This is a genomic window from Luteibacter aegosomatis (assembly GCF_023078455.1).
Lineage (GTDB): Bacteria > Pseudomonadota > Gammaproteobacteria > Xanthomonadales > Rhodanobacteraceae > Luteibacter > Luteibacter aegosomatis.
This window is the reverse complement of record NZ_CP095740.1, coordinates 3500402-3523887: the sequence shown is the minus strand read 5'-3', so window position 1 is coordinate 3523887 and position 23486 is coordinate 3500402. Positions and strand designations below refer to the sequence as shown.

Here is a 23486-nt window from a genome sequence, read left to right as displayed (position 1 = left end):
CACGGTAAAGGCCACCGACGGCTCGCCCGACCGTGACGTCGGCTTCCGCCTGGTGAGGGAGATCCGCTGATGGACTGGACCCATGCGCTGAATCGCGACCTGATGGCGTTGAACGATGCGCATAGCGGCGCGCGCATCGACACGGCGGAATATCGCCGCCGCCGCCGCGAACTGCTCGGCGCGGCGGTGCGGGCCCAGGGCGCTGCGCTGCATACGCTGCGCCGCCCCGCGACCGGCATGCGTCCGATCGTGGCGCCGGTGCGGCGTCGGGTGGAGCCGCGCGCTTCGATAGGACCGTGGGTCGTCGCCACGCTCGTAGTGGTGGTTGCCGTCGCGTCGGGCGTTGCGTTGCTTTGGTGGTTTCGACGGGTGCGTTGGTGAAGTGCCGCGATGGGCAACGGCGAGGTGCCCGGGCGGTGATCGGCTTACAGGCTATTCCGCCCCATCTCCCGCCAACTGCTGGAACTCCGAATACCCGCCCGGTGCGATCGCACGCAGCAATTCGCCGAAGCCGAGCCCGACCAGTCCACGCGCACGGCGCAACATCGGCCGCACCGGACTGGATGGTTCGTGCTGCGCATACCAGGCGCAGATCTCGTCGAGCATGCGGCACACGTCGTCGGTGCCGCGAATGGGTCCGCGACCCGGGGCGTTGAGCGCCTCGGGGGCGGTATCGTCGACGACGGCTTCCGGTTCGGCCTGCGCCATCTGCGGCATGCGTACCGTCACCTGCGCATGCAGGAACCCGTGCAGTTCGCGAAGCTCCCGGCGCAAGGCCTCGAAGTCGGGTCCCATGCCCGGCGTGCGTTCGTCGAACAGGCGGCCGATCGCATCGAGGTATTCGATCGCGCGAGCCACGGCGGTATCGACCTCGAGCAGGCTCGCGTCGTCGACGTTCTGCATCACCGCCTCGATCGTCTCGGGCGAGGCGTCGGCGCGAACCACGGCGTCGTCGTTGCCGCGCAGGCTGCCGTTCATCGCGCGCACGTCGCGCAGGCTGAAACTGCCCACGCGTTCGGCGCGCAACACCGGCACGTGGCGCAGGTAACCGAACATGCCGTCGGTGGCGGAAATCGCCGCCAGCGCGTTGATGCGCTCGACGGGGTCGCCGTCTTCCAGCCTCGGATGCACCTCGTCCCAATACCGTTCGAGCAGGTCGTGGACCAGGCCGATGCCCCGGGACCAGGCCGGTATCCCGGCGGTCTTCATCCAGGCCGTGGCCAGGTGGGTGGCGATGCGCACGTCGCGCGTGCGCGTGGCGAGTGCGTCGGCCTGTGCCAGCACCTCACGCCATTCCGGCTCTTCGGCCTGTTTGACCGCATCGCCGACGGCGCGCTCGGGACGCGGCGCGGCGAGGGCGTCGAGCTTCAGGAAGTCGGCGTCGTATTCCAGGTTGGGACCGCAGGGCACGTCGTCGGCCAGCGGTGCGAGCAGGTGTTCAGTTGTATCCACTGGAAGGCACTCTCGATGCGGTCGGACGGAAGTCGTCGTCGTGTCGGGCGGGATGCAGTCCGCGGCTGATGGCGACCATCTGCTCGCGCAGCCAGCGATGCGCCGGATGCTTGTCCAGGCGGCTGTGCCAGGCCATGGAAAGCGATACGTCGGGCAGGTCGAACGGGATGGCGTGCGCCTCCACGTCGGCACCCACGGCTTCCACCATGCTCTCGGGAAGGATGCAGACGAGGTCGGTGCTGGCGAGGGTGCCGCCGATGGCGTCGCCATGAGGGGCGGACACCAGCACGTCACGCGACAGGTCCAGTTCCTTCAGGCGCTGGTCCATCAGCCGGTCCAGGCGACCCAGCGGGGAGGCCACCATGTGGCCCAGGCGGCAGAACTGTTCGACGGTGACGGGGCCGTCGCCGCGGGGATGGCCCTTGCGCTGCACCAGCACGAGCCGATCGGCCATGAGCTGGCGCATCTTCAGCGACGGCGGCACTTGTTCGGCGGGGACTAGCAACAGGTCGATGTCGCCGCTCTCGAAACGGGGGAGCACGTCCTGGTCTTCGGTGAGCGTGTCGAACGCCACGCGCAGGCTGCGATTGCGGTGCGCGTGGATGGCCTGGATGAGCGGTCGCGCGAACGTGCCCACGGCGCTGAACGAGCCGCTTACGCGGAAAGTGGCGGCATCGCTCGCCGGATCGAAGATGTCGACCGAATCGCCCAGTGCGCCCAACTGGGTCAGGGCGCCGCGGAGGGCGGTGGCCATGTCCTCCGCCTTGGGGGTAGCCACCATGCCGCGCCCGGTTTCCGAGGGTACGAGCAGGGGATCGTTGAATAGCCGGCGCAGCCGCGCGAGCTGCGCGGACAGGGCGGGTTGGCTCACGTGCAGCCTGGATGCGGCGCGCGTCACGTTGCGCTCTTCGAGCAACATGTCGAGCGACACCAACAGGGGGAGATCGCTGGGCTTGATGTTCATCGACGGCCGGCCATGCCCACCGCGCGGGGAAACGCGGTTGGCTGAAACACGCGCGTTCGCTTTCCTGTACGAACACGCCACTGCGTTCAATCGAACGCCGTTTTCGTGACGTGGTGCACGACATGCGTCGCGCCCATGGAAAAGCCGTCGTCCAGGCGGCACGTTCACGGTTGAACGTCTATCTGCACGCACGGCGTCCCGGGGGTCAATCACTCGAAAGAGTATTCGGCGCGATCGATCGCCGGGATTGTGATGCCAGTCATGCGTCGTCGACGTGGCGGCTTCGGGAGCAGGAACAGGCAAGCAATCGGCATCGATCCCATCGGCGCGCCTTATCGCTGCCATATCGACGAACGATTTCCCCTGCCGGTGACGCGTCGCCGATGATCGACGCACGGCCCACCGGCCACTGACACCTCGCGTCGAGCAACCCCTACGGAACGCCAAGGAACCTGCCATGGATAGCAGTCAGAAACTCATCGCACGCCATCGTGCGCCCCGGGTACAGATCGAATACGACGTCGAGCTGAACGGCGCACGGAAGAAGGTGTCGATCCCCTTCACCATGGGCGTGATGGCCGACCTCTCCGGTGCCGCCGCCGACGAACTGCCTCCCATCGACGAGCGCAAGGCGATCGAGTTCGACGTCGACCATTTCAACGACCGCATGGAGGCGATCGCGCCGTCCCTGGCCTTCGAGGTGCCCAATGCGTTGACCGGCGAGGGCCAGCTGCGCGTCGACATGTCGTTTCGCCACATGGACGATTTCTTGCCGGAGGCCGTGGCGCGAAGGGTAGCTCCCCTGGCCAGGCTCCTCGAGGCCCGTACGCGGCTAGCCAACCTCGATGCCTACCTCGACGGCAAGGCCGGCGCGGAACGGTTGCTGGCCCAGGCGCTGCGCGATCCGGCGCTGCTGGCCGGCCTGACGTCGTCCACGACGGACGGGGAGGGTTGAGCGATGGCGACCGACATGCAGGCTACCGACGCCGCCATCCCCGTTGTCGGGGAAACGACCAGCGACTTCGCCGCCTTGCTTGCCAGGGAATTCCGCCCCCGGAACGACCGGGCGCGGGAGGAAGTGGAATCGGCCGTGCGTACGCTGGCCGAGCAGGTACTCGAGCGCGGCGATACCGTGTCCGACGACGTCGCGGAGACGATCAAGGCCTGTATCGCCGAGATCGACCGGAAGCTGTCCGAGCAGATCAACCTGGTGCTTCACCACCCGGCATTCCAGCAACTGGAAGGCACCTGGCGCGGCCTGTACCACCTGGTGAGCCAGACCGACACGGGCGCCGAGCTGAAGATCCGGGTGATGAACCTCTCCAAGGCCGAGCTGGGCCGCACGTTGAAGCGTTACAAGGGCGCCGCGTGGGACCAGAGCCCGATCTTCAAGAAGATCTACGAAGAGGAATACGGCCAGCTCGGCGGCGAACCCTACGGCTGCCTGATCGGCGACTACTACTTCGACCATGGGCCGCAGGACGTGGAACTGCTGCGCGGCATGGCGCAGATCGCCGCCACCGCGCACGCGCCCTTCATCGCCGCCGCGGCGCCGGCCCTGCTCGGCATGGAAGGCTGGAACGAGCTGGCGAACCCGCGCGACCTGGCGAAGATCTTCTCGACCCCCGATTACGCCGGCTGGCGTGCGCTGCGCGACAGCGAAGACGCCAAATACGTGGCCCTCGTGATGCCGCGCACGCTCGCCCGCCTGCCTTACGGCGCGAAGACCGATCCCGTGGACGGATTCGACTTCGAGGAAGACACGGCCGCCGGCGATTCGTCACGCTATACCTGGCAGAACGCCGCCTATGCCCTGGGCGTGAACATCAACCGCTCGTTCGCGACCCACGGCTGGTGCACGCGCATCCGCGGCGTGGAGTCGGGTGGGGCGGTCGTCAACCTGCCGGCGCACACGTTCCCCACCGACGACGGCGGCGTGGACATGAAGTGCCCGACGGAAATCGCCATCACGGATCGCCGCTCGGCCGAGCTGGACAAGATGGGATTGATGCCGCTGGTGCATCGGAAGCATTCGGGCATGGCCGCGTTCATCGGCGCGCAGTCGCTGGCCCGGCCCGAGGAATACGACGATGCGGACGCCACGGCCAATGCCGCGTTGAGCGCACGGCTTCCCTACATGTTCGCCTGCTCGCGCTTCGCGCACTACCTCAAGTGCATCGTTCGAGACAAGGTCGGTTCGTTTGGCACGCGGCAACAGCTCGAGCGCTGGTTGAGCGACTGGATACTCCAGTACGTCGACGGCGACCCGGTGAATTCCAGCGAGGAAAGCAAGGCCCGCAAGCCGCTCGCCGACGCGCGTGTCGTCGTCGAGGAGGTGGAAGGCCGTGCCGGTTACTACAGCTCCAAGTTCTACCTCAAACCGCATTACCAGCTCGAAGGCCTGACCGTTTCCCTTCGCCTCGTGGCGCGCCTGCCTTCGGGCAAGGGCGCCTGAAGGCCCCCCCACGCCGGTGGCGGACCGCCGGCGAACATCCCCAACGTCATAAGGAAAGACATCCATGGCATACGACATGCACCTGAAGTTCGGCAACGGCGGCGTGAAGATCGAAGGCGATTCTCAGCACGCCAAGCACAAGGGTGAGGTACCCATCCTCGCGTGGGCGTGGGGCGCCAGCAACACCGCCGACCTGCACCATGGCCAGGGCCACACCTCCGGCGGCAAGGCCAACGTGCAGGACATCACCGTCACCAAGTACGTCGACGCGGCCTCCAACGCCTTGCTCAACGCCTGCTGCACCGGCGCGCGCATCGACAACGTCACCCTGTACGTCACCAACGCGACGGGCGAGCAGACCGACTTCGTGACCATCGAACTGAGCGAAGGCGTGATGATCACCTCGGTGAGCACGGGCGGCAGCGGCATGGACGATCGACTCACCGAGAGCGTCACCCTGCATTTCGGCAAGTTCAAGTATGGCTTCCAGCCGCAGGACAACGCGGGCAAGAAGGTCGGCGGCGCGAAGGAATTCACCTTCAACATGCAGCAGGTCGCGGCGTCCTGAGCCGTTTGAGCGATGGCCGGACTGACCCCCCGGGAGCGGCTCCAGCCATCGCTGCTCGACCGCCTTCGTGACGATCCGCCCGACGGGCCTCACGGGATGCGCGGTGTCACCGCCGCGCAGCTCCGCGAAAGCGTCCGACGCGACCTGGGCTGGTTGCTCAATTGCGTGCGCGTGGAGCCGCCATGCGGCGGCCGCCGCGTCGAGGATTCGGTGCTGTGCTTCGGTATCCCCGACCTGGCCGGCATGAGCGCGGAGGGCCTGGATGCGGACGCGCTGCGGCGTGCCCTGCATGCGGCGATCCTGCGTTTCGAGCCCCGCCTGATGGGCGGCACCCTCAGCGTCGAGGTCGAGCGCGGCGGTACCGGCGCGGCGAGTCGAACGCTGTCGTTCCGGATCGAATCCGTCCTGTGGGCGCAGCCGCTGCCGTTGCGCATTCGCCTCGACACCGAAGCCGATCTGGAGACGTTTCGCTTCGCGACACCCGATGAGCCGGAATGAATCGCATGGACCCGACATTCGTTCGCTATTACGACCAGGAACTCAGGCACGTGAGGGACATGGGCGCGGAATTCGCCGCGGCATATCCCGGCATCGCCTCGCGCCTCGGCATGCAGGGCATCGAGTGCGCGGACCCGTACGTCGAGCGCTTGCTGGAGGGCTTCGCGTTCATGGCCGCACGCGTGCAGATGAAGATCGACGCCCAGTATCCGGTTTTCACCCGGCACCTGGTGGAAATGCTCTATCCCGGTCTTCTCGCACCGTTGCCCTCGATGGCGGTGGTGGCCATGCGCGCCGACGCGGGCAAGGGCCTGCCTGCCTCGGGTACCCGCGTACCGCGGGGATCGATGCTGCGCGCCAGGCCAGCCCATGACGGCGGTACGCCATGCCGCTACCGCACCGCGCACGACGTGCACCTGCTGCCGCTGACCCTCGAGGACGCGCGCTACCTCGGGTCACCCGCCGCTATCGCCTCGGCGGGCCTCGTGCCGCCGGACGGCACCGACGCGAGGGCGGCGTTGCGGCTGGACTTCGAATGCACGGGCGGGCAGGGCGCCCGTACGCTCGAAGTAGATTCGCTCGACCTGTTCCTTGCCGGTCCCGGCGACGTCGCCGCCCACCTCTACGAAGCGATGCTCGCCCGCGGCCAGGGCTTTTCGGTGCTGGCCGCCGGCGTCGACGTGCGTCGCGACCGTCTGAGCATCCGGCCCATGGGCTTCGACGATGACGAAGCGTTGCTGCCGCAGGACGAGCGATCGTTTTCCGGGTATCGCTTGCTCAGGGAGTACTTCGCCTGTCCGCAGCGCTACATGTTCGCCTCGCTGCGCAACCTGCGCGACGCCCTGGCGTCCGTCGAGGCCGCACGTTTCTCGATCGTCGTGTGGCTGGACCGCGCGGACATGCGCCTGGATGGCGCCGTGGACGCATCGGGCATCCGCCTGTTCTGCACGCCGGCGATCAACCTGTTCCATCGCGAAGCCGATCGCATCCACTTGCTTGCGGATGCCCATGAATTCCACGTGCTGGCCGACCGCACCCGCCCCATGGACTTCGAGGTGCACGGCGTCGATCGCGTGCGCGGCTACGGCGATGCACGCGCCCCGGTGCGCACCTTCCAGCCGTTCCATGGCGCGGCCGAAGCGGCCTGGCACGTGCCGGACATGGCCTACTACTCGCTGCGCCGGGACATGCGCATCGCCTCGACGCCGGCCCGGCGCGACGGACCGCGATCGGGCTATGCGGGCAGCGAGGTCTATCTATCCCTCGTCGACGGACGGCAGGCGCCCTACGCCGGCGACCTGCGCCAACTCGGCATGCGCCTGCTCTGCACCAATCGCGACCTGCCGCTGCACATGCCGGTGGGGCAGGGTGAGAGCGACTTCGTCCTCGAGGGCGATGCGCCGGTGGCCTCCGTGCGTTGCCTGGTCGGGCCGACGTGGCCGCGCGCCGGCTTGGCCGAGGAGGCGTCGGCGTGGAAGCTGCTCACCCACCTGCAACTGGATCACCTGTCGTTGCTGGGCGACGCCGGCGACGCCGATGCCCTGCGTGAGTTGCTGTCGTTGTATGGCGGCGATACCGACATGGCCGCGCGTCGCATGGTGGAGGGATTGAACGAAGCCCGCGCGCGTTCTGTGGTGCGTCGCCTGCCGTTCGATGGGCCGGCCATGTACGGGCGCGGTGTCGAGGTGGCGTTGCATTGCGAGGCGGCGGCGTTCGCCGGTACCGGCATCCATCTGTTCGGTGCCGTGATGGCACGGTTCCTTTCGCGCTACGTGTCGTTGAACACGTTCTGCGAAACGGTGGTGTTCGCCCAGGACCGTACGGAGGTGGCCCGATGGACGACATGTCCCGGCACGCGTCCGGTCCTCTAGCGGACTGGTTCGCGGCGGTGCGCCGCCTGGAGTGCGCCTTCGTGGGGCGGCCGCGCATCGGGCGCTCGCATCGGCCCGCCGACGATGCCGTGCGCTTCTCGCATCCGGCTTCGCTCGACTTTCCCGCGGCCGCGATCGCCGGCGTGGATGCCGTCGAGTCGGGCCGCATGCGGGTGCGCAGCACCGTGTTCGGACTGTGGGGACCCAACGGCGCGCTTCCGTTGCACCTGACCGAATACGCGCTGGAACGCCGATACGTCCATCGCGATACCGCGCTGGAGGCGTTCGCCGACGTGTTCCAACATCGGTTTCTCGGCCTGTTCTATCGCGCGTGGGCCGAAACGCAGCCTTGCGTGCAGGCGGATCGGCCCGGCGACGATGCCTTCGCGATGCGGCTCGACGCCATCGTCGGCGTCGCGGCGAACGAGCCGCTGTCGCGGGCGATGCGCTTCAACGCCGCGCGCTTCACCTCGCGACCGAGGAACGCCGATGGCTTGCGTGCGGTCCTGTCGGCGCGGCTCGCGCTGCCGGTCCGGGTGGAAGAATGCGTCCCCGGCTGGCTGGCGCTGGACGAGGCGTCTGGATGCCGGGTGGGCCGATCGCGGCTGGGGCATGGCGGCGTGCTGGGACGCGCGGTGCGCGATGCCGGTGGACGGTTTCGCGTGCGCATCGGACCGATGCCGCGACGGCGTTACCTGGCCCTCTGCCCGGAGGGTGGCGACTGGGCCACCGTGGTCTCGCACGTGCGTCGATACGTCGGCGACACCCTTGCGTGGGATGCCTGCCTTTGCCTGCAAGGACAGGACGTGCCCGCGCCGCGGCTGGGCAAGGAGGTGTGCCTGGGCCGCTCGACCTGGATCGGCACGCTCCGACACGACCACGATCCCGAGGACCTGGTCGTCGGGCCCGCCAACGCGGGCTTTCATGAGATCGATACAAGGAGGTATGCATGAGCGACTTCGATCGTGCCGCGCTGTTCGGCAAGCTTCATCCGATCGCCTATGCCGCGATCGAGGCGGCCACGGTGGCTTGCCGGCTTCGCGGCCAGCGGCAGGTCGAGCTGGTGCACTGGGTGGACCAGTTGCTGCGCCAGCCCGATTCCGATCTCCACCGCATCGTCCGTCACGCGGGCCTGGACGAGGCCCGGCTGGCGCATGACGTCACCGCCGCGCTGGAGCGCCTGCCGGGCGGCGCCACGGCGGTGAGCGACCTCTCGGCCGACGTGGAGGAGGCGGCCGAGCGCGCGTGGAACCACGCGTCGCTGGCAAGGGGCGAGGGAACGATCCGCAGCGGTCACCTGATGATGGTGTTGCTTCGCTCACGCCGCCTGCGCCATGTACTGGAGCGCATGTCGGGCGAGTTCGCGAGGTTGCGTGCCGACCGGTTGTCGGAGGACTGGACGGTCGTCACGGCGGGATCGCCGGAAGAAAGTCCGTCCTCGCACGACGGTACCGCGCGCGCCGGACGGGCGCCTGCCGCGTTGGGAGGGCAGGCCGCCCTGGAACGCTTCACGACGGACCTCACCGCATCGGCTCGCGACGGGGACCTGGATCGCGTGGTGGGTCGTGACGACGAGATCCGCCAGCTCATCGACGTACTCATGCGGCGCCGGCAGAACAATCCGATGCTCGTCGGCGAGGCGGGCGTCGGCAAGACGGCGGTGGTGGAGGGCCTGGCCCGCCGCATCGTGGACGGCGACGTGCCGCCGGCGCTTGCCGACGTGTGCCTGCGCTCGCTCGACATCGGGCTGTTGCAGGCCGGTGCAAGCGCGAAGGGCGAATTCGAAAGTCGTCTACGCCAGGTGATCGACGAGGTGCAGGCCTCGGTGCGGCCGGTGATCCTTTTCATCGACGAAGTGCATACCCTGGTCGGCGCGGGCGGCGCGGCCGGGACCGGTGATGCCGCCAACCTGCTCAAGCCGATGCTCGCGCGCGGTTCGTTGCGTACGATCGGCGCGACCACGTGGTCGGAATACAAGCGTTACATCGAGAAGGATCCCGCCCTCGTCCGTCGTTTCCAGGCGGTGCAGGTGGCCGAGCCCGACGAGGAGAGGGCGATCCGCATGCTGCGTGCCGTGGCCGATGCCATGGAAACCCACCATGGCGTGCAGGTGCTCGACACGGCGATCCGTGCCGCCGTCAAGCTGTCGCATCGTTACGTCCCCACCAGGCAATTGCCCGACAAGGCCGTGAGCCTCCTCGATACCGCCTGCGCGCGCGTGGCCGTGAGCCGGCATGCGATGCCCGCCGAGGTGATCGACCTGCGACAGCGCATCGACGGCCTGGCGGCGGAGCGCGACAGGGTGGCGAAGGAGCAGGCCATGGGCATGGATCGGGAACGTCGCCTGGACGACCTTGGCGAAAGCATCGCGCGTCTTCGCGAAACGCTTGCGGCCGTCGAAGAACGTTGGCGCGAGGAGGAAGATCTGGTCCGACGGCTGTTGGTCGATCGGGGCCGCCTGCTCGCGGGCGAGGACGAGGTGGACGAGACGATGACGGCGTTCCGGTCGGCGAACGATCGCCTGGCATGCCTTCAGGGCGAGCATCCGCTCGTTCTTCCGTGGGTGGACGACCTGGCGATCGGTGCCGTGGTAGCCGACTGGACCGGCATACCGCTGGGCCGGATGCTGCGCAGCGAGGCCGACACGGTGCTCGGCCTGGCCGACGTGCTCGAACGGCGGGTGATCGGACAGGCGCATGCCATGGATGCCATCGCCCGCCGCGTGCGGACCTCGCGCGCCGGGCTGGACGACCCGTCCCGGCCCGTCGGCGTGTTCCTCCTCGCGGGCACGTCCGGCGTGGGCAAGACGGAGACGGCGCTGGCACTCGCCGAGGCGCTGTACGGCGGAGAACAGAACCTCATCACGCTCAACATGAGCGAGTTCCAGGAGTCGCATAGCGTCGCCACCATCAAGGGCGCGCCTCCCGGTTACGTGGGCTATGGCGAGGGCGGCGTGCTGACCGAGGCGGTGCGACGGCGACCGCACGCGGTGGTCCTGCTCGACGAAATCGAGAAAGCGCATCCCGACGTACACGAACTCTTCTACCAGGTGTTCGACAAGGGCACGATGGAAGACGGGGAGGGGCGCGCCATCGATTTCCGCAACACGCTCATCCTGCTCACCACCAACGTGGGCACGGAACGGATCGAGGCGTTGTGCCGCCCCGGCATGCGTCCGTCGCCCGGCGAACTGGTGGCCGGCATCGCCGAGCCACTGGGGGCCGTCTTCCCGAAGGCATTCCTCGGGCGGGTAACGGTGGTGCCTTACCTTCCGTTGCGCGACGAGGCGATGGAGAAGATCGTCGCGCTCCAACTGGAGCGCGTTCGGGTTCGCGTGGCCGAACGCTACGGCGCCACCTTCGGATGCACGCCATCGGCGCGCGAGGCGATCGTGCGCCGCTGCGCCGGAAACGACGCGGGCGGACGCGCGATCCACGCGCTGCTGACGCACACCATGCTTCCGGACATCAGCAGGCGGTGCCTGGAAGCCGCGCTGGAGGGGGCGAGGGTCGAGGGCATCGTCGTCGACCTGGGCATGCACGGGTTCGTCTACGACGTGACCCTCGGCTGAAAACACACGGAAGTCATCAAGGGCAATCAAGGAGATCGATATGGTCCAGACCACCGGCCTTACCCCATCGGGTGTGCCGTCTTTCATGGAGGATGCCGTCGCCCAGTCGCGGCTGGGCGTTCTCTACCTGTTCGGACACCTGCGCTGCGACGAAAGCCGTTTCAGGATCGTCACCAACGGCGTGTTCAACGTGGCCGACGAAGTCATCGGCTTCACCCGGGAAAACGTGCGAAGCGCCGACTCGGGAAAGTTCAGCCTGCCCGTGCGGGGCGGACACCGCCTGCCGCTGGACGTGCGCAAGGCGAGCGACACCCTCGCCGACGCCTTGCTGGACTGGACGCACGACATGATCGATTACGTCGACGCGGTATCGACGGGCGCCTCCAACGTGGAGGAACCGAACTTCGCCGAATCGCTCAAGCGCAAGGCGCTGCCCACGTTGCGGGGCCTGTGCGAGAAACTCGCCAGGAAGCTCGTCGGGAGCGCTTACGACAAGGTGTCCGATACCGTCGCGTTCCTGGGTTCGGTCGGCGGCATGGTGCGCGAGGCGTTCGATCGCTACAGGCTCTACCAGGCCGGCAGGGTGGTGCCGGTGTTGCCCGGCATGCCGCAGACGGTGGTCAGCGGCATCAGCGCGGCCATGGATCGCACCATCGGCGGTGCCGCCTACCGGTCGTTGAAGCTCGGGGTGAACCTCGGCATGAGCTTCGTCGCAGGCATCGGACAGAGCCTGTCGTCGCTGGTGTTTTCGGTGGTGGAAGCCATCGTCAACACCGTGTGGAAGCTCTACGAGATGTCGCGCCTGACGCAATTCTGCAACGAGGCGAACTATCACTGGCAGAAGCGTCACGACGGTGCCGCGTGGCACCTCGATCCCGTGCGATTCAACCCCTGGTATGCCAAGGCCGTCCGGCGGGTGCCCGCCATCGCCGCGATCACCCTCGACAGCGGCCTGTGCGCGGACAAGATGCATTTCCTCAGGATGATCGACGAGAAGGGCGATGTCCTTCCCGAAGCGGCTTACCGTCGTGGCTTCGACCACGTCGAAGCGCTGCGCGCGAAAGGCAGGAAGTACCTCGGTGAACTCGACTACGCGATCGGCAGCGACGATCCGACGATCGCCTCGCTGCTCGGTGGCGGACCCGCCGCCAAGGGCATGTCGAAAGCGGTGCAGGCCGAAGCCCTGAGGAAACTCGGGCGCGCATGAGCAACCAGCACGTCACCAGGTAAGGACACCAACCCATGACATACGCATTACGCACTCCGGATACCGATGCCCTGCTCGGCGTGCCGGAATTCATGACCGACACGATGATCCACAACCGCAAGGGCATCCTCCACCTGTTCGCCACCATGCGCTATCCCAGTCGCGTGAAGGTCGCCGCGATCGGCTTCATCGACATCGCCGCGCAAGGCGCCGACCTGCACAGGACGCTCGCCGGCGCCCGAGCCCCGGCGGCCAGCCGCACGGAAGCCCTGTTCGACACGTGCAAGGAGAACGTCTTCGGTTACCTTTGGGATGTCCTCAAGGACATCGTGGACGGCATCGATCGAACGGCTTCCGACGGCCGAAAGGAAAGGGATTCGCGTACCTACCGGGACATGATGGGATCGGACCGGATCAAGGGTTTCCTGACCGGCGTGTGCCGGAAGCTCGCCTCGTATTTCGTCGACCTCGCGCTTTCTTCGACCGGTATCGGCGCCAACGTGGTCGTCAGCCTCCTCGATGCGGTGAAGAGCGCGTTCCGCCGCTACACCGTCCATCGCCTGGGCCGGGGCGTGCAGGTGCTGCCGGGAACGCCCTCGGCCACCGTCGAAGCCATCCTCGGCGCGATGAATCGCCGCCTCGCCGGCGACGTGTATCGTTTCGTGGCCAACCTCGGTCGCTCCGTCGCCACGATGGCGACGGCGGGTGCGGCGTGGTTCACTCACGTCGCCTCGGGCATGATCGAACTGCTCGTCGACGTCGTGTGGAAGATTTACGACCTCACCCGCATGAAGCGCTTTTCCGCCGAGGCCAGGGATTATCTCGCATCGGGCGACGGCGTCGGTGCGTTTCACCGACGGCCCCAGGCATTCAACCGCTGGTATCGCTCGGCGGCGCTGGCGGTCCCCGCCGTGGCCGCGATCACGCTCGGCTCGAAGCTCTGCGGCGATCCGATGCACCTGCTTCGCCTGTTCGACACCGAAGGCCGGCTCGTTCCGCAAGCCGCTTATGACCGTGGGTCGGACTACCTCCTCCGGCTCGGGCGTGAATCCGAGCGCTACCTGGGCCAGTTGGGCTACCAGTTCCGTAGCGACGACCCGGTCGTCGACGCTCGCCTTCGCGCCTGCCAGGCCTGAGCGCCCGTCATCCGTCAACGCTTCGCCAGGGAGAACCACCGTGGACGCACGCTTCAAGCTCGATTCGCCGCACGGGAGCGCCTTGCTCTTCGCGTCGATGACGGTCGAGGAAGGCCTGAGCCGGATGTATCGCGCGCGGGTCGACGCGTTGTGCATGGACCGCTCGCTCGATCTCGACGAACTGCTGGGCACGCCGATGGGCGTGACGATCGGTGCCGACGGCGGCGGCACCCGCCACCTGCACGGCATCGTCGCGGATGCCGGGCAGGCGGGAGAAACGTGGCTCGACGAGGTTCGCTACACGACGTACCGGTTCACCCTGGTGCCGCGCCCGTGGTTGCTGGGCCGCACATTGGATAGCCGGATCTACACGTCCATGGACGTGACGGCCGTCGTGCGCCGGGTGCTGGAAGAGGCCGGCTGCGGCGACGTGGAATGGCGGCTGTCCCGCACATATCCCGAGCGGGAATACCGGGTGCAATACCGCGAGAGCCACCTGGATTTCATCCATCGCCTGATGCAGGAAGAGGGCATCTACTACTACTTCGAGCACGCCAGGGACCGGCATGTGATGGTGCTGGCGGATGCCGTCGGCGCGCACGCGCCGGCGGCGGGCGCGGCCGTGCTGCCGTTCGTGCCGTCGATGCACAAGGGACGACGCCATGGGGCCTCGGTCGACACCTGGACGACGACGCGATCCATGACCCCGGCTCGCGTCTGCCTCGGCGACTACGATTACCTGCATCCGCGCGAGCCGGTGGTGGGCGACCGCGACGTGGCGGGTGCGGAGGCGGGGCGGGCGGCCGGGCTGGAGGTGTTCGACTTTCCCGGTGCGGGAAGTGCCTATGGGCATGACGCCGACGACCTGGGCCGTCGCGCACAGGTCGCCGGCGAGGCGCTCGACGTGGCGCGTTCGATATCCTGCGGTACCACCGATGCGCCCGGCCTGCTGCCGGGAACGCTCTTTCGCCTGGAAGACCATCCGCATGGGCCGAGCAATCGCGAATATCTCGTGGTGTCGTCCCGCCTCGATGTCGTGGGCATCGACCCCCGGTCGCACGACGATGCCGACGAGGTGCGTCCCCGTTTCCGCTGCGCGTTTCGCGCGATCGAATCCAGCCGACCCTATCGTTCGCCTCCCGGCATGCCGCGACCGATCGTGCAGGGATTGCAGACCGCGGTGGTGGAGGGAGCGTCGGACGGGGACGTGGCGGTGGACGAGTACGGACGGGTTCGCGTGCGTTTCTTCTGGAGTTCCAACGGCGGCAAGGACGTCCAGCCGTCGTGTCCCGTGCGCGTGGCCACGCCGTGGGCGGGCCATCGATGGGGGGCGCTCCATGTCCCACGCGTGGGCCAGGAGGTGGTCGTGGGCTTTCTGGAGGGCGATCCCGATCGACCGCTGGTGATCGGCAGCGTCTACAACCGGGATCACATGCCGCCGTACGCGTTGCCGGACGAAAAGGCGCGTAGCGGCATCGTCAGCCGCAGCCTCGGCGGCGGTGCCGGCGAGGCCAACGAATTCCGCTTCGACGACAGTCCCGGCAAGGAGGAACTCTATCTCCACGCGCAACGCGATCTGCGCCACGAAGCGGAGAACGATGGCTTCACGACCGTCGGCCGGGACGCGAAGGATGAGATCGGTCGTGACCGGGTGCAGGACGTCGGCCGCGACGCCACGGTGAAGGTCGGCAGGCGCCTGACGATCGAGGCGGCGGAGCAGATCGAGCTGGCCGTGGGACCGGCGCGCCTCGTGATGAAGCGCACGGGTGACATCCAGCTCGTCGGCACCACGCTGAAGGTGAACGGCCTGGCCTCGGTGAACGTCTCGGCTGGCGCGAGCCTCGCGCTGAATGCCGGAGCCGCCGCATCGATCAAGGCGGCCGCGGCGGTCTCGGTGCAGGGTGGAGCGGCGGTGTCGGTCAACGCCGGCGCCGTGCTCAGCCTTACCGCGGTGGGACCGGCGATGCTCAAGGGCTTGCCGCCGCTGGTGGGATGATGTCGATGACCGGGATGTTCAAGAAGGCGGCGGACGCCGGCCTGGAGACCGCCGCGATGGCGGTACTGGACGACGGCATGGGCGCGCGCGCGGCCGTCGTCGCCTTGCTCGAGGCGGGGCGGGCGCCTTGCGCCCTGCGCCTGCAGATGCACCTCATGCCACGCGGATACGTCGTGCCGTGGGTCTGCGAGTGCGCGCGTGAAAGCGTGCTGTCCGTCGAGGACGCGCACGGCCTGCGGCTGGCCGAGCGCTGGTTGCGCCTGCGCGACGACGCGTCGCGTGACGCGGCCCTGGCCCATGCGCAGGAACGGGATTACGCCGATGCCGGTGCGCTCGCGGCGGCGTGCGCGGGCTGGGCCGAAGGGCATCTCGTCGACGGACAGGGCCAGGCCGTCGTGCCCGCTCCGCACATGGCGGCCGCGGCGGCGGCCGGTGCGCTGCTCATGCTGGCGGCGTGTCGCGAGGGCATGACGATGGACGACGCCTGCGCGGCCTACGTGCGTGGCGGGCTCGGGCTGCTCTCGGCGGAAATCGTGCGATGACGATCTGGTTGCATCCCGAGGGCCATCCCGATGAGGCGGTTCGCGTCGACGGCGCGGGCTTTGCGATCGGCCGTGCCGGCGATAGCGACTGGCGGCTCGCAGGCGCTGGCGTATCGCGTCGGCACGTCGTGATACGCCGTCTCAACGGGATGTACCTGGTGGAGGACGTCAGCCGCAACGGAACCCGGCTCAACGGTCGCGTGCTGGCGCGAGGCGAGCCCATTCCCCTGGCGGCCGGCGATCGGCTGGCGATCGATGGCCTGGACATCCTCGTGGTCGATCGCCCGCCGGATGCGTTCGCCTCGCCGTCGCAGTCTCCGGTCGATGGCGTGGGTGATCCGCTCGACGGCCTGCCCGATGCGATACCCGGCATGCCCGGCGCGGACCCCGCGCGCTCCTGGGAGCCCCCTCCGGTCGAGCCGCGCGACACGCTTTCGCTCGCGCGTGGACTGTTCGACGCGCTGCTCGACGATCTCGATCCCGCGCGTTTCGAGCGGGAAGGCGGGCCGCGCGCGGGCCGGAAGAACCGTCATGCGGCATGGGGACGCTATCACCGCCACTTCCGGCGTATCCAGGTCGACCCCGAGGCGTACTTCAGGCGGTTGATCGACGAGGACATGTCGCCGAGGACGTTGGGATGAATGCATTCAAGAAGATCGTCTGGACCGATGGCCTGTTCCTCCGGCCACAGCATTTCCAGCAGGCCGAACGGTACCTCGAGCGCTACGTCGAACTGCGTCACGCCGCGCCCGGCTCGCATGCGTGGGGCTTCGACGAACTGGAGATCGACCACGACCTGCTGGCGATCGGCCGCCTGGGCCTGCACCGTGCACGCGGGGTGTTTCCCGACGGCACGCCGTTTTCCATGCCCGACCGCGATCCCCTGCCGCCGCCGTTGGCCATCGATGCCGAGTGGCGTGATCGAACCGTCTGCCTGGCCTTGCCGCTGCGCCACGCGTGCGCGGCGGAAAGCACCTGGAACGACGGCGCGCCGATGGCACGTTTCGATGTCGGGGAGACCGAACAGCCCGATGCTTCGGGTACCGTCGAGCAGACCGCGACGTTGCAGGTCGGGCGTCTGCGCGCCGTCCTCGTCGTCGAAGGACGGTCCCTCGATGGGTTCGGCGCGCTGCCTCTGGCGAGGCTTGTGGAACGCCGGGCCGACGGAAGGGCCGTGCTCGACGACGGATTCATTCCCGCCGTGCGCTGTTGCGCGGCATCGCCACGGCTTGTCCGCTTCGGCGAGGAATTGCTCGGGCTTCTGCGCCAGCGAGGCGACGCGCTCGCCTCGCGCCCCGTGGAGGCCGGTCCGGTGGATGCCGGCATGCTGCGCGACCTGCTCCTGTTGCAGGCGATCAACGGATGGCAGCCACGCGTCGCGCACATGGTGGGCCAGTCGTCCCTGCATCCGGAAAGCTTCTGGTGTTTCCTGGCCGCCATGGCGGGGGAGCTGACCACCTTCGCTCCGGCCCGACGACGCACGCCGGCGTTTCCTTCCTATCGTCATGAACACCTGCGTGAGTGCTTCGATCCGGTGATCGACGCGCTTCGTTCAGGCCTGCAGGCGCTGCTGGCCGGTACGGCCATCGAGATATCCCTAAGGCATCGGGAGCACGGCCTATGGATGGGTGCCCTGCACGAAGCGATAAAGGCCGGATGCAACGCGTTCGCGCTGGCGGCCACCTCGTCGCTGGAGCCTTCCGAGCTTCGTCGTCGCCTGCCGGGGCAAGCCAAGCTCGGGCCCGCCGAACGCATCCGTGACCTGGTGAACCTGCAACTGCCCGGCGTTGCGATCACGCCGATGGACGCAGCGCCACGCGGTGTCTTCAGCGGTACCGGGTGGCAGCACTTCGCGATCGACGTGGAGTCGATGCTGTGGAAGACGGTGCAGTCCTCGCGCGTGGTGGCGTTGCACGTGGGCGACGGGATCGAAGGGCTCTCATGGAGATTGTGGGCATGGAAGGCATGAACGCCGCGCACGACGAGGATGCCACCGTCATGCGTGTCGTTGCGCCCGAGGACGAGGTCGCGTCGTCCGGCACGGCGGATGCGGTCGAACCGCCGCCCGCGTTCGACACGCTGCCGGCGTCGGGTCCCAACCCGCTCATCCGCGCGGCGCACCCGCTGCTCATGCTGGCCGCGGCATTGCGCGCGTCGCGGTCGGTGGACGACGTGGCGATGCTGTGGAATCGCACGGCGGCCGAACTTCGACGTTTCCAGTCGCGAGCGGCGGATGCCGGTGTCGACGCGCGAACGATGTCGACCGCACGCTACGTGCTTTGCGCGGCGATCGACGAAGCCGTGCTGAAATCGGCATGGGGCCCGCGTTCGCCCTGGCATCGCAAGAGCCTGCTGATGGCGCACCACGGTGACACCTATGGTGGCGATACCTTCTTCGTCATCCTCGACCGGATCGGCGCCGACATCGAGCGATACGTCGACCTGGCCGAATTGATGTATGCATGCCTGTCACTGGGCTTCGGTGGACGGCATCTGGCCGAAAGCGAAGGGGCCTTGCGCCTGGGCGAGCGGCGGGACGACCTCCGCCGTCGCATCGCGACCGTCCGGGCCGACGTGCCCGCCGCGATGTCTCCCTCGTGGCAGGGGATGGCTCGTCCACGTCGCACGGCACGTCGGTTCGTCTGGATGGGTCTGGCATGCGCCCTTTGCGTGCTGACCGGCATGGGGGCCTATCTTCATCGGCAACGGGCCGACCTGCGTTCGGCGATGGGCGCGCGCCTCGACGCGGTCGTGCATGCGCTGCCTCCGGTCACGGTGCGCGACGACACGTCGATGCCGGCGGCCGCTTTCGACCTGCGTCATTGGATCGACGCCGAGGGTGGCCTCGACGACCTCGAACTCGTCGACGACGGCACGGGGCGCACGATCGTACGGCTGTTCGCGGGAGGGTGGTTTCCTTCCGGTGCCGCGCTTCTGGCCCCGGTGCAACGGCAACGCGTGGAGCGGCTGGCGCGGGCGCTGAATCACCTGCGCGGCAAGGTGGTCGTGGTAGGACATACGGACGATCTGCCGATCCGCCTGTCGCGTTTCGAAAGCAACATGGCCTTGTCGCGGGAGCGGGCGCGCAACGTGGCGGAGGTGCTTGCCGATAGCCTGGACGATCGCGCCCGCGTGAGCTTTCGCGGCGCGGGCGACACCCAGCCCATCGCGCTTCCCGCCGACCTGCCCGCGCATCGCGAGCGAAACCGTCGCGTCGACATCGTCGTCCATCCGGAGGTGCCATGAACCCGTTGGACGACCTGCTGCGGCATCGCTGGGCGCGTTCGATCGCCCTGTTCCTCGGTTGCGCCACGGCGATCGCGCTGGGCGGCGGCTATCTCGGCATCGGCCCCTTCCATCCCCTGGATCGCCCCGTCGTGCGTGTACTCGTCATCGTGGCGCTCGCGGCGTTCTGGGGAGGCGCGCTGTGGTGGAGCGAGCGCGATGCCGTGCGCCGTCGACGAACCGCCGACGTGCGCGCCTTGCGCGCGCGTTTCGCCGGCGGCATGGCGCGGTTGCGTGAACGCGGATCGATGGACCGCCCGTGGTATCTGGTCGTCGGAACGCCGGGATCCGGCAAGAGCGCCTGGCTCGCCGGCGCGGGATTCGAGCGCGTCATCGCTCCCTGGAAGGCCGTCGCGGCCGCCGAGTCGGCCACGTGGCCGTCGTGTGAGTGGTGGTCGGACGGCCACGCGGTCATGCTCGAAGCGGAAGGGCGGCTCGCCGGCGAGGAGGGCGCATGGCACGCACTGCTCGGGCTCCTGCGTCGTCGCGCACGCAAGCGCCTGGCGGGTATCGTCGTCGCCGTGGCGATGCCGGGCACACGGCCCGAGCATGCCGACGGCGAAGCACGGCACCTGCGCGCCCGGCTCGACGAGGTGCTCGACGTGTCGGGGCGCTTGCCGGTCTATCTCGTGGTGACGCGAGCCGATCGCATTCCCGGATTCGGCGACTGGGTCGCCCTGTGCGACGACGGCGAACGCGCCCAGCCGTGGGGCGCGACCTTCGCCGATCTCGCCCATGATGACGGACGGGTAGCCGTCCGTGTGTCCCGTCAGTTCGAGGCGCTGGCGGCGCGTCTGGATGCGCAGCTGATCGCGCGCCTGGGGACGGTGCGCGATGCGTCGTCACGTGCGCGCCTGCTGGCTTTTCCGCAAGGAGTTCGTTGGCACGCGGAGCCGATCGCGTCACTGGTGGATACCGTCTTCGGCGCGCGCGTCCACGGATACGCACCGATGCTGCGGGGCTTCTACCTCGTCTCGTCGACGCAGGACGGCCAGACGTGCGATCGCCTCGCCGCCTCGCTGGAGCATCATTTCGGCATACGGGGGCCGTCTCGCGTTCCGTCGCGTTCGACGCGGCGCGCGTACTTCGGCCAACGCCTCGTGCGTGACCTGATGCTTCCGGAAGCTGGCCTGGGAACGCCGCGCGGCGCCACGTGGCGGCGGTGGGTCCTTCTCGGCTGCCTTCCCGCCGTTACGGCGGGCATCGCATGGGCGATGCTGGACCGTCACGCCCGGCAGGCGCGCGTCATGGAGCGCGTGTCGAGGGTGCTCGACGAATGGCCCGGCGAGCGAACCGTACCGACATCGCTGCGCGAGTACTACGCGCTGGCCTTGCGGCGGCTCGATGTCCTAGCCCGCGCCGCGAGCCTGGCCGAACCTGGCTGGCCCGACGACGCAGGTCTGCGCGCGTCGTTGCGTGAAGCGCTCAGGCGGGAGGTCGCCGAAGGCGTGCTTCCCGGGCTCGCCTTGCAATGGCGCGATGCGATGCAGGCGCGTGAACCGCGCCGGGTTTACCTGGCGCTGAAGGGCCATCTGATGCTGGCGCTGCCGGCGAGGCGCGACGGCGACACGCTGCGCAGGTTGGCGCGTGACCATTGGCGCGAGGTCTTCGACGACGAGGGGCTGGTCGCGGCGTTGGATCGGCACGTGGGCGATCTGCTCGCCCGTGGCGGCGAGTGGAGCGTGTTTCCCATGGACCGCCCCCTGGTGGATGCCGCAAGGGCCTCGCTGCGTGCCGCGGACATCGCCACGCTGGTGTATGCGGGATTGACGTCGGGCGTGAATGAAGCGGACGAGGTGGCCTTGCGCCCGGATCGTGCCCTGGGCCTGTTCGCCGACGTGTTCCGGCGAAAGAGTGGCGAGCCGTTGTCCACGCCGTTGTCCCCGCTGCATACGCGTGCGGCGTTCACGCGACTGATGGGCGGTGAGGACGGCGAAGGCGACATCGCCGTCGCCGCGGCCCGTTTCGCCGACGAGGCATGGGTGCTGGGCGAAGGACCGTCGGCGTCCGACAGGGCGACGCTCGAGTCGCGGGTACGCGCGCTTTACGTGGCCGACTATGTCGCCGGATGGGAAAACTGGTTGAACGATCTGGCGTGGGCGCCGGACCGGGCCGCCGTCGATGCGGCCCGCCTGGGCGGGCCTGCCTCGCCGCTCAAGGCGCTCCTGCTGTGGCTGCGTGACCATACGCATGGATTGGCCGAAGGGACGCATCCTTCCGCGCGGGAAGATGCGTTGCGCATCGACGCACATTTCGCACCGTTGACCGGGCTCGTCGAAGGGGAGCCGGGAAGGGCACCGCTCGACCGGGTGCTGGCGGCGCTGGATGCGACGGGGCGGCAACTGCTCGCGACGCGGGCGGGGGCGCCAGCCCCCGCGCGGGATGCGCTCGATGCCTTGCGCATGGAGGCCACCCGGGTGCCCGCGCCGCTGTCGACATGGATCGACGGCCTGGCCGGATCGGGACAGGCCGTGGTCCGTCGGCGGGAGGGCGATGCGATCGGCGCGGCATGGCGCGAAGCGGTGGGTGAGGACTGCGCGTTGCTCGTCACCGATCGCTATCCCTTCGTGGCCGAGGGAAGCAAGGATGTTCCGCTGCGCGATTTTGCGGCGTTGTTCGGCAAGGGTGGGCGGATGGACGCCTATGTCACGAACCATCTGGCTGCCATCGTGGATACCTCGCGGCCTGCGTGGCGTTATCGGGACGGCGTGGCGGCAGGCCCTGCACAGGCATTGGCGGCCGCGCGAGCCTCGGTGGCCATTCGCGACGCGTGGTTCCAGGGCGGCGCGCAACCCGCGGTCGACTTCACGCTGTCGATCGAGGACCTCCCGCCCGGCGTGGGCCGGGTGACCATCGACATCGATGGACAGGTCTATGAACGGGCCGTCGGCAAGCACGCCGGCGCCGTTCGCTTGCGCTGGCCGGGGACGGGCACGGCACGCACGGTGGTGAGTGCGTGGGATGCCGAAGGACATCCGTTGCCGGTGCTGGATTACCCAGGCGAATGGGGCTGGTTTCGCGCACTGGATGCCGCGCATCTCGAGCGGCGGACGGAGACGCGCTTCGAGGCCACGTTCGAACCCGGCGGCCGTGCCGTGCGCGTGGAGATCGAAGCGGCCAGCCTGCGTCATCCGTTCGCGGACGGCGCCGTTCATCGCTTTCGTTGTCCGCCATGACGACGGTGTCGCGCGTGGGTCGAAACGTGGCGGGGCGTTATCGGTTGATGAGGGAGTTGGGACGCGGCGGCATGGGCGTGGTGTATCTCGCGCGCGATGCGCGTCGCGTGGAAGCCGGGGACGCCTATCCCTACGTGGCGCTGAAGCTGCTCCACGACCGGTGGCGTGGCGATAGCTCGGCGCGTGACGTGTTTCGCCGGCAGGCGTTGCGCATGTGCCGCATCGCCACGCCCGCCGTGGTTCGCCTGTACGACCTGGACCGCGACGTCGACGACCCGTTCGCCACGATGGAATACGTACGGGGCGTCGATCTGCGGCGGGCCATGAAGGCAGGCGTGTCGCGGGACACGGCGTGGGCATGGATCCGGCGACTGGGCAACGCCTTGACCGACATGCATGAGGGCGGATGGGTGCATGCCGACCTGAAGCCGGCCAACGTGATGGTCGACGCGCGTGGCTCGATCCGCCTGCTCGATGCAGCCGTCGTCGATTCGGGAGCCCTGACGCCGGCCTATGCGAGTCCGTCGCGTCGCAAGGGGGCATGTGCTTCGTTCGAGGACGACGTGTATGCGTTCGCGTGCATGACCTATGAACTGCTGGCCGGACGGCGTCCGTTCGACGATGGCGGTCCGACTCGCCTGGCCGGCGTGGGTCGTCGGGCCTGGAAGGCTTTGCGCGACACGCTCGAATGCACGGCCCGGAAAGCGCCGTGGGGCGTGCGCGAACTGACGGAGGCGTTGCGGCCATGACGGGATGCGATCCGGC

General features: G+C 68.5%; 19 protein-coding genes. 17 read left to right on the top strand and 2 right to left on the bottom strand.

From position 1 onward, the window contains the following. Positions 1 to 69: 69 nt before the first annotated feature. Entirely contained in the window at positions 70 to 381 is a 312-nt protein-coding gene (locus L2Y94_RS15875) for a hypothetical protein (RefSeq protein ID WP_247368740.1), read from the top strand. Between the two features lie 51 nt (positions 382 to 432). On the opposite strand, the gene tssA is transcribed toward L2Y94_RS15875, so the two are convergent. Both tssA and L2Y94_RS15865 read right to left on the bottom strand, forming a co-directional pair. After that, positions 433 to 1452 carry a type VI secretion system protein TssA gene (gene tssA / locus L2Y94_RS15870; RefSeq protein ID WP_247368738.1) on the bottom strand — a complete coding sequence of 340 codons (1020 nt, stop codon included), beginning with the start codon at positions 1450 to 1452 and terminating at the stop codon, positions 433 to 435. After that, positions 1439 to 2416 carry a LysR family transcriptional regulator gene (locus L2Y94_RS15865; protein WP_247368736.1) on the bottom strand — a complete coding sequence of 326 codons (978 nt, stop codon included), beginning with the start codon at positions 2414 to 2416 and terminating at the stop codon, positions 1439 to 1441. Before L2Y94_RS15865 ends, tssA begins: the two co-directional genes overlap by 14 nt. A gap of 457 nt (positions 2417 to 2873) precedes the next feature. Here L2Y94_RS15865 and tssB point away from each other — a divergent pair, with 457 nt between their 5' ends. The 16 genes from tssB (at position 2874) to L2Y94_RS15785 (ending at position 23470) form a co-directional block, all read left to right on the top strand. After that, positions 2874 to 3371: a type VI secretion system contractile sheath small subunit gene (gene tssB / locus L2Y94_RS15860; protein ID WP_247368733.1), complete on the top strand. Its 498-nt coding sequence runs from the start codon at positions 2874 to 2876 to the stop codon at positions 3369 to 3371. A 3-nt stretch (positions 3372 to 3374) separates the two neighbouring features. Next, a complete protein-coding gene (gene tssC, locus L2Y94_RS15855; protein WP_247368714.1) occupies positions 3375 to 4871 on the top strand; it encodes a type VI secretion system contractile sheath large subunit in 1497 nt (498 codons plus the stop codon). A gap of 64 nt (positions 4872 to 4935) precedes the next feature. Next, positions 4936 to 5439 carry an Hcp family type VI secretion system effector gene (locus L2Y94_RS15850; protein ID WP_247368696.1) on the top strand — a complete coding sequence of 168 codons (504 nt, stop codon included), beginning with the start codon at positions 4936 to 4938 and terminating at the stop codon, positions 5437 to 5439. A gap of 12 nt (positions 5440 to 5451) precedes the next feature. Beyond that, positions 5452 to 5937: a type VI secretion system baseplate subunit TssE gene (gene tssE, locus L2Y94_RS15845; RefSeq protein ID WP_247368694.1), complete on the top strand. Its 486-nt coding sequence runs from the start codon at positions 5452 to 5454 to the stop codon at positions 5935 to 5937. A gap of 5 nt (positions 5938 to 5942) precedes the next feature. Beyond that, the gene (tssF, locus tag L2Y94_RS15840; RefSeq protein WP_247368690.1) at positions 5943 to 7808 is read left to right on the top strand and encodes a type VI secretion system baseplate subunit TssF; all 1866 of its coding nucleotides are present in this window, start codon (positions 5943 to 5945) and stop codon (positions 7806 to 7808) included. Further along, positions 7772 to 8761: a type VI secretion system baseplate subunit TssG gene (gene tssG / locus L2Y94_RS15835; RefSeq protein ID WP_247368688.1), complete on the top strand. Its 990-nt coding sequence runs from the start codon at positions 7772 to 7774 to the stop codon at positions 8759 to 8761. Before tssF ends, tssG begins: the two co-directional genes overlap by 37 nt. Beyond that, positions 8758 to 11379 (top strand): type VI secretion system ATPase TssH, encoded by a 2622-nt coding sequence (gene tssH / locus L2Y94_RS15830; protein ID WP_247368685.1) that lies wholly within the window; start codon positions 8758 to 8760, stop codon positions 11377 to 11379. Before tssG ends, tssH begins: the two co-directional genes overlap by 4 nt. Before the next feature lie 40 nt (positions 11380 to 11419). Next, positions 11420 to 12586, top strand: a complete 1167-nt coding sequence (locus tag L2Y94_RS15825) for a hypothetical protein (protein WP_247368682.1) — start codon at positions 11420 to 11422, stop codon at positions 12584 to 12586. Between the two features lie 35 nt (positions 12587 to 12621). Continuing rightward, positions 12622 to 13722: a hypothetical protein gene (locus tag L2Y94_RS15820; RefSeq protein WP_247368679.1), complete on the top strand. Its 1101-nt coding sequence runs from the start codon at positions 12622 to 12624 to the stop codon at positions 13720 to 13722. Positions 13723 to 13762: 40 nt separating this feature from the next. Next, positions 13763 to 15718, top strand: a complete 1956-nt coding sequence (locus tag L2Y94_RS15815) for a type VI secretion system Vgr family protein (RefSeq protein WP_247368677.1) — start codon at positions 13763 to 13765, stop codon at positions 15716 to 15718. A 5-nt stretch (positions 15719 to 15723) separates the two neighbouring features. Then, positions 15724 to 16260 (top strand): DUF6931 family protein, encoded by a 537-nt coding sequence (locus L2Y94_RS15810; protein WP_247368674.1) that lies wholly within the window; start codon positions 15724 to 15726, stop codon positions 16258 to 16260. Beyond that, entirely contained in the window at positions 16257 to 16901 is a 645-nt protein-coding gene (locus tag L2Y94_RS15805) for an FHA domain-containing protein (RefSeq protein ID WP_247368671.1), read from the top strand. Before L2Y94_RS15810 ends, L2Y94_RS15805 begins: the two co-directional genes overlap by 4 nt. Then, positions 16898 to 18229 carry a type VI secretion system baseplate subunit TssK gene (tssK, locus tag L2Y94_RS15800; RefSeq protein WP_247368654.1) on the top strand — a complete coding sequence of 444 codons (1332 nt, stop codon included), beginning with the start codon at positions 16898 to 16900 and terminating at the stop codon, positions 18227 to 18229. Before L2Y94_RS15805 ends, tssK begins: the two co-directional genes overlap by 4 nt. After that, positions 18217 to 19506, top strand: coding sequence for a type IVB secretion system protein IcmH/DotU (gene icmH / locus L2Y94_RS15795; protein WP_247368651.1), 1290 nt, complete (start codon positions 18217 to 18219; stop codon positions 19504 to 19506). The genes tssK and icmH overlap by 13 nt, the downstream gene beginning before the upstream one ends. Next, positions 19503 to 22721 carry a type VI secretion system membrane subunit TssM gene (tssM, locus tag L2Y94_RS15790; RefSeq protein WP_247368648.1) on the top strand — a complete coding sequence of 1073 codons (3219 nt, stop codon included), beginning with the start codon at positions 19503 to 19505 and terminating at the stop codon, positions 22719 to 22721. Before icmH ends, tssM begins: the two co-directional genes overlap by 4 nt. Positions 22722 to 22735: 14 nt before the next feature. Next, on the top strand, positions 22736 to 23470 hold the full coding sequence (locus L2Y94_RS15785) for a serine/threonine-protein kinase (protein WP_247368599.1): 735 nt from the start codon (positions 22736 to 22738) through the stop codon (positions 23468 to 23470). Positions 23471 to 23486: the final 16 nt, after the last annotated feature.

Coding starts and splice junctions, on each gene's coding strand:
- icmH (WP_247368651.1), top strand. CDS start 18,217: ATGGAAGGCATGAACGCCGCGCACGACGAGGATGCCACCGTCATGCGT.
- L2Y94_RS15850 (WP_247368696.1), top strand. CDS start 4,936: ATGGCATACGACATGCACCTGAAGTTCGGCAACGGCGGCGTGAAGATC.
- L2Y94_RS15820 (WP_247368679.1), top strand. CDS start 12,622: ATGACATACGCATTACGCACTCCGGATACCGATGCCCTGCTCGGCGTG.
- L2Y94_RS15865 (WP_247368736.1), bottom strand. CDS start 2,416: ATGAACATCAAGCCCAGCGATCTCCCCCTGTTGGTGTCGCTCGACATG.
- L2Y94_RS15875 (WP_247368740.1), top strand. CDS start 70: ATGGACTGGACCCATGCGCTGAATCGCGACCTGATGGCGTTGAACGAT.
- L2Y94_RS15825 (WP_247368682.1), top strand. CDS start 11,420: ATGGTCCAGACCACCGGCCTTACCCCATCGGGTGTGCCGTCTTTCATG.
- L2Y94_RS15805 (WP_247368671.1), top strand. CDS start 16,257: ATGACGATCTGGTTGCATCCCGAGGGCCATCCCGATGAGGCGGTTCGC.
- tssE (WP_247368694.1), top strand. CDS start 5,452: ATGGCCGGACTGACCCCCCGGGAGCGGCTCCAGCCATCGCTGCTCGAC.
- tssM (WP_247368648.1), top strand. CDS start 19,503: ATGAACCCGTTGGACGACCTGCTGCGGCATCGCTGGGCGCGTTCGATC.
- tssK (WP_247368654.1), top strand. CDS start 16,898: ATGAATGCATTCAAGAAGATCGTCTGGACCGATGGCCTGTTCCTCCGG.
- tssF (WP_247368690.1), top strand. CDS start 5,943: ATGGACCCGACATTCGTTCGCTATTACGACCAGGAACTCAGGCACGTG.
- tssG (WP_247368688.1), top strand. CDS start 7,772: ATGGACGACATGTCCCGGCACGCGTCCGGTCCTCTAGCGGACTGGTTC.
- tssB (WP_247368733.1), top strand. CDS start 2,874: ATGGATAGCAGTCAGAAACTCATCGCACGCCATCGTGCGCCCCGGGTA.
- L2Y94_RS15810 (WP_247368674.1), top strand. CDS start 15,724: ATGACCGGGATGTTCAAGAAGGCGGCGGACGCCGGCCTGGAGACCGCC.
- tssC (WP_247368714.1), top strand. CDS start 3,375: ATGGCGACCGACATGCAGGCTACCGACGCCGCCATCCCCGTTGTCGGG.
- tssH (WP_247368685.1), top strand. CDS start 8,758: ATGAGCGACTTCGATCGTGCCGCGCTGTTCGGCAAGCTTCATCCGATC.